The following is an 8,619-nucleotide window of genomic DNA, read 5'->3' as shown; positions in this document are numbered from 1 at the left end:
CCTAAGTAAAGGGAAAGCCTGGCGCAGATGGTGCGCGGGCTTTTTAAGATTAGAAGCCGTCGTCCACCGGCGCGGTGGCGAACGCACGTACCATGACGGGACACTATCGAAGGGGCATGTCCCAATGAGCTGGCAAAGCGCACTCGCGTGCTGGTATCTGCGTAGACAGTTTCGACCGCAAACCCTCAAGCCGGGTATCAATGTCGAGAGAGCACGCGCACTGACGGCCAAGCGGGCCTGGTCGCCGCGTGTGCCTGGCGGCTGGCGTTTGCGCGAATTGTACGGGCCGGACGATCGGCCGCTGCGAGGTGAGTGGATCGAGCGCGCTGACGGCGTGTCGACTTCCGGGAATGACCCGACCGTGCTGTATTGCCACGGCGGGGGCTACTATTTCTGTTCGCCGCAGACGCATCGCTCCATCGTATTCGGTCTGGCCACACGCGCGAATGCACCGGTCTTTTCCCTCGACTACCGGCTCGCACCGGAGCACCGCTTTCCGGCCGCACTCGACGATGCGACCGCAGCCTACCGTCAGATGATCGCGGACGGCACGCCGCCTGAGTCGATCGTGATCGCAGGGGATTCCGCGGGCGGTGGCCTTGCGCTCGCTACGCTGGTCGCCTTGCGCGACGCCGGCGATCCGTTGCCTGCAGGCTGCCTGCTGTTCTCGCCGTGGACCGATCTGGCCGCGACCGGCGCCACCATTCGCACCAACGACGGTCTCGATCCCATGTTCAGCGGTCCCGCTATTGGGCCCGCAGCCAGGCTCTATCTCGGCGATACGCCCGCCACACATCCCTACGCTTCGCCGCTGTATGCCGACCTGCACGGCTTGCCGCTGCTCTTCATCATGGCGGGCAGCACCGAGGTCCTGCTCGACGACTCGCAACGCGTTGCCGACAAGGCGCGCGCGGCGGGCGTCGATTGTGAATTAGAAGTGTGGAAGAAGATGCCGCACGTCTGGCCGTTGTTCTCCCCGTTCATTCCGGAGGCGAACCGCGCGCTCGACCGCGCCGCGGCTTTTGTGCGGCGTGTGACGAGTGGCGCGACGCAGGCCGCTCATCCATCCAGGGTGACTTCCATCGCCTGATAGGCGGCCTCGACCGGCTCCTGGCCGTAGCGCCGCTCCAGCCGCCGCACGGTGAAGTGACCGTGCGCGACCTGCTGGAAGTGGTCGATGAACACCGTATTGACCATCGCGCCGAGCACTGCGCCGATCGCCGGAATCGACTTGGCGGCGATCTGCTCGCTCACCTGCACCGAAAAGCGTGAGGCAATCGTGTTCAGAAGACGCAGCAAGGCCGCGGAGCCATGTGCGGTGAAGCCTTTCGTCGCGATTTCGGATGACGCCTTCGACACTGCCTGCGCCAGCGCGCCGCGCATGATGAAGTAGCCGAAGTCGGCGTCGTCGTCGGCTTTCGAGGTGCCGCCCATGCCCAGCACCGTCAGGCACTGCAACTGCGTGTCGATCGACGTCAGATCATCGCCCTCGCTGCGCGCGATGTCGCAGATCGAGCGGAACATCAGCGTGGTCGTGACCGGCAACTCGACGGGCAGCGCGAACAGACCGAAGGCGCCGCCGGCCGCACCGGTGGTGGCCACGGCGAACTTGTGCAGCAGGTTGCTCGGTTTGTCGGGCACGATCAGGGGCGAGGCGCCGGCCTGCCGCCCCAGCGTGCGCAGCGCGATCGAGAGACATTTACGCAACGCCAGTTCCGTCGCATCCGTGACCTTTTCGTTAGCAAAAGCCGGCATGCGCGAGAGCAACTTTTCGAGCGGCGAGCCGACGATGCTCGCCAGTTTCATCGCCAGCGCGGGGCTCTCCAGTTCGTGTTTCGCGCGTCGCAGCGCGCTCAGGTCTTCGTCCGATAAGGATTGTGATGCGAGCGAACCTGGCTCCATGTGCCTCCCTGGCGTCATGTGTTGTCCATTCTTCAGTTGATTGCCGGCACGATGAACCGTTCCGGCGCGCTCCAGCTTAGAGCATCACATCGTGGTATGATTCCCAATCGTTTGACGAGTCAACTGTTGCTCTATCAAAAATGACTGTCCATACCGCAGCCCACCACTCGAGTGGGCAAGTTTTACCTTTCCGCGAATCGCTATTGGCGATGCTCGGGATTTCCTTCGTCTCGATGCTGGTCGCCCTCGACCAGACGGTGGTCGGCACCGCCTTGCCCACGATCGTTTCGGAGTTGAAGGGTTTCGAACTTTACGCGTGGGTCGCCACGTCGTATTTGCTGACCTCGGTGATTACCGTGCCGATCTTCGGCCGGCTCGGCGATTACTATGGGCGCAAGCCGTTTGTGATCGCATCGATCGTCGTGTTCACGGGGGCTTCGGTGCTGTGCGGCGCCGCCAACAACATGCTGTTCCTCGTGCTCGCGCGCGGCTTGCAGGGCATTGGTGGCGGCATGCTGGTCGGCACCGCCTTTGCCTGCATTCCTGATCTCTTCCCCGACTCGGTCGTGCGACTGCGCTGGCAGGTGCTGATGAGTTCGGCGTTCGGTATCGCGAATGCGGTGGGGCCGTCGCTCGGTGGCTTTCTCACGCAGTACTACGGCTGGCGCTCGGTGTTCTACGTGAATCTGCCGGTTGGTTTGCTGTCGCTGTATTTCGTCTGGCGCTTCCTGCCGCATCTGCGGCATGTCGAGCATGAAGGGAAGATGCGGCTCGATTGGCCGGGTGCGCTGCTGATCGCGGTGGCGCTCGGCTCGCTGCAGTTGTTCGTCGAGTTGTTGCCGAAGCATGGCGTCACGTTGAGCGCCTTCGCGCTGCTCGCCTTGAGCGTTGCCTCGGCGTACGGCTTGTGGCAGTGGGAAAAGCGCTGCCCGACGGCGATTTTGCCCGTCGACATGTTTCGCAATCGCAGTCTGGCCGCGCTCTTCACGCTCGCCGTGCTGGGCGGCTTCACGATGTTCTCGTTGCTGTTCTACGCACCGTTGCTGTTCCAGGGCGGCTTCGGGATGTCGCCGAATGAAGCGGGGCTCGTCATTACGCCGCTCGTCGTGTTCATCACGATCGGCAGTATCGCCAACGGACGTGTTGTCTCGCGTGTGCGCAATCCGAATCTGATGCTGTACATCGGCTTTGCGCTGGTGGCGCTGGCGTGCCTCGGTGTGGTCGTCGCGACGCGTTCCATGCCGCATTGGCTGCTGATGTCGTTCATGGTGCTCGGCGGCCTCGGCCTCGGCTTCGTCATGCCGAATCTGACGATCTTCGCGCAGCAGACAGCCGGCCGCGAACACCTCGGTATTGCCACCGCGCTGCTGCAGTCGCTGCGGATGATCGGTGGGATGATCGGTACCGCGCTGACCGGCACGCTCATCACCCATATGTACGCAAGTGGTGTACGCAGCGCGCTTGAAAACGATCACGCATCGCAGTGGTTCTCCGACCTCGGCGACCCGCAGATCCTGATCAATCGCGACGCGCAATCCACCTTGCTCGGCCAACTCGCGCACGCGGGTCACAACGGCGCGATGCTGCTCGAGAGTGCACGCGAGGCACTCGTTTCGGCGATTCATTTGGGTCTCGCGCTGGCGGCGATCATCGCCGTCGTGTCCGTGTGGCAATGCCGCCGTGTGCCGCCGATCAAGCTCCAGCGCAAGCTCGAGCCGGTGATTCACGCGGATTGATTTTTTAGCCTTATCGTTTTACTGACAGATTATGGAAGATCAGGATCGCGTCGCCGTCTTGCAGCAATTCGGCCGCACTTATCGGGCGTTCATGTCGGCGTTCGAGGCCCGCGTCGGTCACCCGTTGCCGCGCTGGCGCATTCTGCTCGCGCTGCACGAGCAGGCCGGCGAGTCGTCACAGAAACGGCTGGTCGAGCGCCTGCGTGTCGATCCGGGCGCGCTTACGCGGCAGTTGAAAACGCTCGAGGGTTTAGGCTGGATTGCTCGCAGCATGGATACGCGCGATAACCGCGTGACCAATGTGCGCTTGACCGAAGCGGGGCAGTCGGCGACGGAAGCCAGCCTGCCGCGCCGCAACGCGTTTTTGCACGACACGATGGCGGCATTGCCCGATGAGGCGCTGAGCGCGCTGTCGGGGGCCTTGAAGATGCTGGAAGTGCGGATCGGCGAAGTGGCGGCGACCGCTAACGCTGCAGCCGCGGATTCCGCCGCTCCTTCGCAAGCACCGAAAGCGGTTGGCACTGTTCCGGCACGGTAGACCTGACAGACGAAAGAGCGGCCGGCTCAGCACGGTAGCCGCTGCGGATGACACGACCTGAACCGAGGTTTTGAGCGTCACGAACGGCGCGCCACGTCACCGTGAAGCGCGCCGTTTGCATCAGGATCAGAAGAACGTTTCGATCACTTCAGTGACGCGATACGATGGATCGAGCACCAGTACCTGACGCCATTTGTCGAACGTCAGGCACGGGTGCGAGATGTCGAACGCGATCATGTCACCCACCTTCAGATCGGCGCCCGCGGGAATCCGCAGATATGCGTGCTGGTCCATCAAGCCAAAAATTTCCCAGCCTTCGCTCGCCGCGATATCGCGCGGCGCTTCGGTGCCCGGACGATAGTGGCGCGCCGGTTCAGGCATGCCCGCGTCGAATGCGGAATCGCGTTTGCCCAGACCAATGATTGCGCGATCCGGTTCCGGGATCGATTGCACGTACGCCCACAGTTGCAGCGCCGGCAACAGGCCTTCGCCCATTTTCTTCGCGACCGGATTGCGCGCGAAAATATCGGTTTGCGCCTTGCGGTAGACACCGACGTCATGCGACAGATAGCAGCCGGGCCGCAGCACGACTTCGACCTTGCCGGTTTCCGAAGCCTTCACGAACTCTTCGGCAACCACGTCGTACCAGGCCGAGCCGGCGCCTGACAAAACGGCCGGCGTGCGGGCAAAACGTCCTTCCTCGACGAGCTTGTGCGTCACCGCGACGGCGCTCTGCAGGAACTCGCGCACTTCGTGTTCTTCTTTCAGCACGCCTTCATACAATTCGACGCCCGCCAGCTTCAACACATCCGGATAGCGGGCGATCGCTTCGAGCACCGCATTGCGCTGCGCTTCGTCGCGAACGCCGGTGCGGCCGCCTGGCACGCCGAGCTCGAGCAGTACCTGCAGCGGCTTGCGCACCGACGTGAAAAACTGACCCAGTTGCTCGACGCCTTCGACCGAATCGACAAGACAGAAGAATTCGAAATCCGGGTCGCTCAGCAACTCGGCGACCATCATCATGTTGCGGCGGCCAACCAGCTGGTTGGCCATCAGGATCCGCGAAACACCGCCGTGATACGCCGCGCGCACCTGATGCGCGGTGGCGAGGGTGATGCCCCATGCGCCGGTTTCGAGTTGACGGCGAAACAGTTGCGGCGCCATGGTGGTTTTGCCGTGCGGCGCGAGCTTGACGCCGTATTCCGCGACGAACGCCTGCATCCACTTCAAGTTGTGTTCCACACGATCCGCGTACAGCACAGCGGCGGGCAGACTCACGTCTTCGTTCAGCAGGTTCCACTCGAGCCGCGCGGCGTCCGTGAGTTGGATGCTGGTGCCCGGAACCATGCCCAAGCCCTTGCTATAAGGATCAATCGTTGCGCCCTGATAGTTTGTAACTTTCATGTCTCCCTGCTCCATCGTCCGGTTAAATTGAATCAAAGTTGACTTTACTATGTTACCGAAAGTACGATGGTTGAAGGGATGTTATTTAGTACCACGGCTTGCCGGAGGCTTTTTGTAAGCGTCGCGCGGCCTTTCACCTTCTGTAATGAACTCAACTGCTGAACCGCTGGCCTTCGATATCGTCGCGCGCATCGCCGAATGCGCGCCGGAACTGCGTTCGGCCGAACGGAAGGTTGCGGCACTGATTCTCGACGACCTGACCGGCGCATCGCGCGCCAGCATTGGCGCGCTCGCGCAGCAGGCGGCGGTGAGCGTCGCGACCGTGACGCGCTTTGCCAAGGCGGTCGGTTGCCGCGACGTGCGGGAGCTGAAGTTGCGGCTCGCGCAGGCGGCCGCCGTCGGTCAGCGCTTCCTGCAAGCGGGCGGACCCACAGACGCGCCCGAGCCCATCGCCACCCGTGTGTTTGACGAACTGCAGACCGCGCTGGCCCATAACCACCAGTTGCTGCGTCAGGCGCCTTTGGACGAAGCGGCGGCCGCGTTGCGCGCCGCGCGAATGATCTATGTGTTCGGCATGGGCGGCGGCTCGACTGCATTGGCCGACGAGATGCGCTTCAGGCTCGTGCGCCTTGGCCGGCCGGTTGCGACCTATCAGGACGGCCTGCTGCAGCGCATGGTGGCAAGCACGGTATCGCGCGAGTGCGTGGTGATCGCGTTGTCCACCACCGGGCGCGTGCCGGAGATGGTCGAGAACTGCAAGATCGCGCGCAGCTACGGCGCGACAGTGATCGCTCTGACGGCGCCGGCTTCGCCGTTGGCCAAACTGGCCGATTGGGTGATCCCGATCGTCGCCTTTGAAACCGATTTCATTTACAAGCCGTCGTCGTCACGTTACGCGATGATGATGGCGCTCGATGTGCTCGTCACCGAACTTGCCGTCAGTCAGGGCGACGAGAGCCGCGAATTGCTGCGCCGCATGAAGCACGCGCTCGACGCGCACCGTGGCGGCGGCGATCGACAACCGTTAGGAGACTGATCCATGCATTCGCATCCCGAAGCCGCCGATACGCTCATCGTCGGCGCGCAACTGTACGACGGCACGGGCGCGCCGCCGGTCGAACGCGACGTTGCGATCCGCGACGGCCGCATTGCCGCGATCGGCAATCTGTCGAACTGGCTCGCCGAAGAGGTGATCGAAGCCAACGGCCGCGCGCTGGCGCCCGGCTTCATCGACGTTCATACGCATGACGACACGCACGTGATCCGTTCGCCGCAAATGCTGCCGAAGATCACCCAGGGCGTGACGACGGTGATCGTCGGCAACTGCGGGATCAGTGCGTCGCCGGTGTCGCTGAAGGGCGATCCGCCTGATCCGATGAACCTGCTCGGCGAACGCGGCGCGTTTCAATACCCGACCTTCGCTGCTTATGTCGAGGCAGTGAACGCCGCGCGTCCCGCGGTGAATGTCGGTGCGCTGATTGGGCACACGGCGTTGCGCAGCAATCAGATGGACCGGCTCGATCGCGCGGCGACCGCGGAGGAAATCGACGGGATGCGGGTGCAACTCGAAGAGGCGTTGTCGAACGGCGCGTTGGGTTTGAGTTCAGGACTCGCGTATGGCTCTGCTTTCTCCGCGCCGACCGAAGAGGTGATGGCGCTGGCTGAACCGCTCGCCGCCGCCGGCGCGCTTTACACCACGCACATGCGTACCGAGTTCGACGCGATTCTCGATGCGATGGACGAAGCATATCGGGTTGGCCGTCACGCGCATGTGCCGGTGGTGATTTCTCATCTGAAGTGCGCGGGGCCGTCGAACTGGGGGCGTAGCGTTGAGGTGCTGGAGTCGCTGGAAGGCGCGCGTCGTTTGCAGCCGATCGGCTGCGATTGCTATCCGTACAACCGGAGTTCCTCGACGCTCGATCTGAAGCAGGTGACGGGCGACATCGACATCACGATTACGTGGTCCGAGCCGCATCCCCAGATGGCGGGCAAGCTGGTGAAGGAAATTGCCGCCGAGTGGGGCGTGACGCAACAGGAGGCGGGCAAGCGCCTGCAGCCGGCGGGCGCGGTGTATCACAACATGTCCGAGGACGACGTGCGGCGCATTCTGTCGCATCCCGCGACTATGGTCGGCTCGGATGGTTTGCCGAATGATCCGCTGCCGCATCCGCGGTTGTGGGGCGCGTTTCCGCGCGTGCTTGGGCACTATGTACGTGACGCCGGTTTGCTGCCGCTTGAAGAGGCGGTGCGCAAGATGACCAGCTTGTCGGCGCGCCGGTTCGGCCTGGCGCAGCGGGGCGAGGTGCATGTCGGTTATCACGCGGATCTGGTGTTGTTCGACCCGGCCAGGGTGCGTGATGCGGCAACGTTCGAGAAGCCGCAACAGGCGGCGGACGGGATCGACGCGGTGTGGGTGAACGGCGTGTTGACTTACCGCGATGGTGAGGTGACGGGCGAGCGGGCCGGGCATTTTGTAGCGCGTGGCGCGGCGTCGAAGGGTGATGCGCACGGCGCGTTTTGATTTTGGTTTTCTGATCGATACGGCATGCGGTTTCGTTGGCGCGTGCCGGACTTTTTAAGGAGTTGGATGATGAAGCGATATGGCGTTGAAGGTGGTAAGGGTACGGGTGGTCAACATATGCCATTTGCTCGGGCAGTCGAAGCGGATGGCTGGTTGTTCGTTTCTGGGCAGACGCCGATGGAAAACGGTGAAGTGATCAATGGCGGGATTGTTGAGCAATCGCACAAGGCGATTCAGAATGTTTTCGCCATTTTGAAGGAAGCCGGGTATGGGGCGGAGCATGTTGTTCGCTGCGGCGTGTGGCTTGATGATCCGCGTGATTTTGCTTCTTTCAATAAGGTGTTTCGGGAGTATTTCGGCGAGAATCCGCCGGCTCGGGCATGTGTGGTTTCTTCGATGGTGATCGATTGCCGGGTTGAGGTTGATTGCGTTGCGTATAAGAAGCCTTCGGCTTAAACGGGTTTTTTGTTCGCCGTAGGCGGTGGGTGAGGTTTTTTGCCTTTTGGGGCGCTCGCTTT

8 protein-coding genes are annotated in these 8,619 nt (G+C 62.7%); 6 read left to right on the top strand and 2 right to left on the bottom strand.

All coding sequences use genetic code 11. The features are described 5' to 3' along the window. Window positions 1–124: 124 nt before the first annotated feature. Window positions 125–1,090, top strand: a complete 966-nt coding sequence (locus tag PQQ96_RS40670) for an alpha/beta hydrolase (protein ID WP_408302851.1) — start codon at window positions 125–127, stop codon at window positions 1,088–1,090. Here PQQ96_RS40670 and PQQ96_RS40665 read toward each other — a convergent pair. Continuing rightward, entirely contained in the window at window positions 1,060–1,902 is an 843-nt protein-coding gene (locus PQQ96_RS40665; RefSeq protein ID WP_408302850.1) for an EcsC family protein, read from the bottom strand. The genes PQQ96_RS40670 and PQQ96_RS40665 overlap by 31 nt on opposite strands. Before the next feature lie 140 nt (window positions 1,903–2,042). Here PQQ96_RS40665 and PQQ96_RS40660 point away from each other — a divergent pair, with 140 nt between their 5' ends. Further along, a complete protein-coding gene (locus PQQ96_RS40660) occupies window positions 2,043–3,638 on the top strand; it encodes an MDR family MFS transporter (RefSeq protein WP_408302847.1) in 1,596 nt (531 codons plus the stop codon). A 31-nt stretch (window positions 3,639–3,669) separates the two neighbouring features. Beyond that, window positions 3,670–4,176, top strand: a complete 507-nt coding sequence (locus tag PQQ96_RS40655) for a MarR family winged helix-turn-helix transcriptional regulator (protein WP_408302846.1) — start codon at window positions 3,670–3,672, stop codon at window positions 4,174–4,176. Between the two features lie 126 nt (window positions 4,177–4,302). Here the strand turns inward: PQQ96_RS40655 and PQQ96_RS40650 are convergent, their stop codons facing one another. Further along, entirely contained in the window at window positions 4,303–5,580 is a 1,278-nt protein-coding gene (locus tag PQQ96_RS40650; protein WP_408302844.1) for an amino acid deaminase, read from the bottom strand. 145 nt (window positions 5,581–5,725) lie between these two features. On the opposite strand from PQQ96_RS40650, the gene PQQ96_RS40645 reads away from it, so the two are divergent. From PQQ96_RS40645 to PQQ96_RS40635, 3 genes are all read left to right on the top strand, one after another. Continuing rightward, the gene (locus PQQ96_RS40645) at window positions 5,726–6,616 is read left to right on the top strand and encodes a MurR/RpiR family transcriptional regulator (RefSeq protein ID WP_408302843.1); all 891 of its coding nucleotides are present in this window, start codon (window positions 5,726–5,728) and stop codon (window positions 6,614–6,616) included. 3 nt (window positions 6,617–6,619) lie between these two features. Continuing rightward, a complete protein-coding gene (locus tag PQQ96_RS40640) occupies window positions 6,620–8,101 on the top strand; it encodes an N-acyl-D-amino-acid deacylase family protein (RefSeq protein WP_408302841.1) in 1,482 nt (493 codons plus the stop codon). 69 nt (window positions 8,102–8,170) lie between these two features. Further along, on the top strand, window positions 8,171–8,557 hold the full coding sequence (locus PQQ96_RS40635) for a RidA family protein (protein ID WP_028200605.1): 387 nt from the start codon (window positions 8,171–8,173) through the stop codon (window positions 8,555–8,557). Window positions 8,558–8,619 lie beyond the last annotated feature (62 nt).

The sequence above is a fragment of the Paraburkholderia sediminicola genome, assembly GCF_046027825.1.
Classification (GTDB): Bacteria; Pseudomonadota; Gammaproteobacteria; order Burkholderiales; family Burkholderiaceae; genus Paraburkholderia; species Paraburkholderia sediminicola_D.
Note: the sequence above shows the minus strand (reverse complement) of the source record. Positions and strands in the feature narration are given on the sequence as shown.

Bases quoted from the DNA above. Each gene is read 5' to 3' on its own strand.
- PQQ96_RS40660 (WP_408302847.1), top strand. From the start codon at position 2,043: ATGACTGTCCATACCGCAGCCCACCACTCGAGTGGGCAAGTTTTACCT.
- PQQ96_RS40670 (WP_408302851.1), top strand. From the start codon at position 125: ATGAGCTGGCAAAGCGCACTCGCGTGCTGGTATCTGCGTAGACAGTTT.
- PQQ96_RS40635 (WP_028200605.1), top strand. From the start codon at position 8,171: ATGAAGCGATATGGCGTTGAAGGTGGTAAGGGTACGGGTGGTCAACAT.
- PQQ96_RS40655 (WP_408302846.1), top strand. From the start codon at position 3,670: ATGGAAGATCAGGATCGCGTCGCCGTCTTGCAGCAATTCGGCCGCACT.
- PQQ96_RS40645 (WP_408302843.1), top strand. From the start codon at position 5,726: ATGAACTCAACTGCTGAACCGCTGGCCTTCGATATCGTCGCGCGCATC.
- PQQ96_RS40650 (WP_408302844.1), bottom strand. From the start codon at position 5,580: ATGAAAGTTACAAACTATCAGGGCGCAACGATTGATCCTTATAGCAAG.
- PQQ96_RS40640 (WP_408302841.1), top strand. From the start codon at position 6,620: ATGCATTCGCATCCCGAAGCCGCCGATACGCTCATCGTCGGCGCGCAA.
- PQQ96_RS40665 (WP_408302850.1), bottom strand. From the start codon at position 1,902: ATGGAGCCAGGTTCGCTCGCATCACAATCCTTATCGGACGAAGACCTG.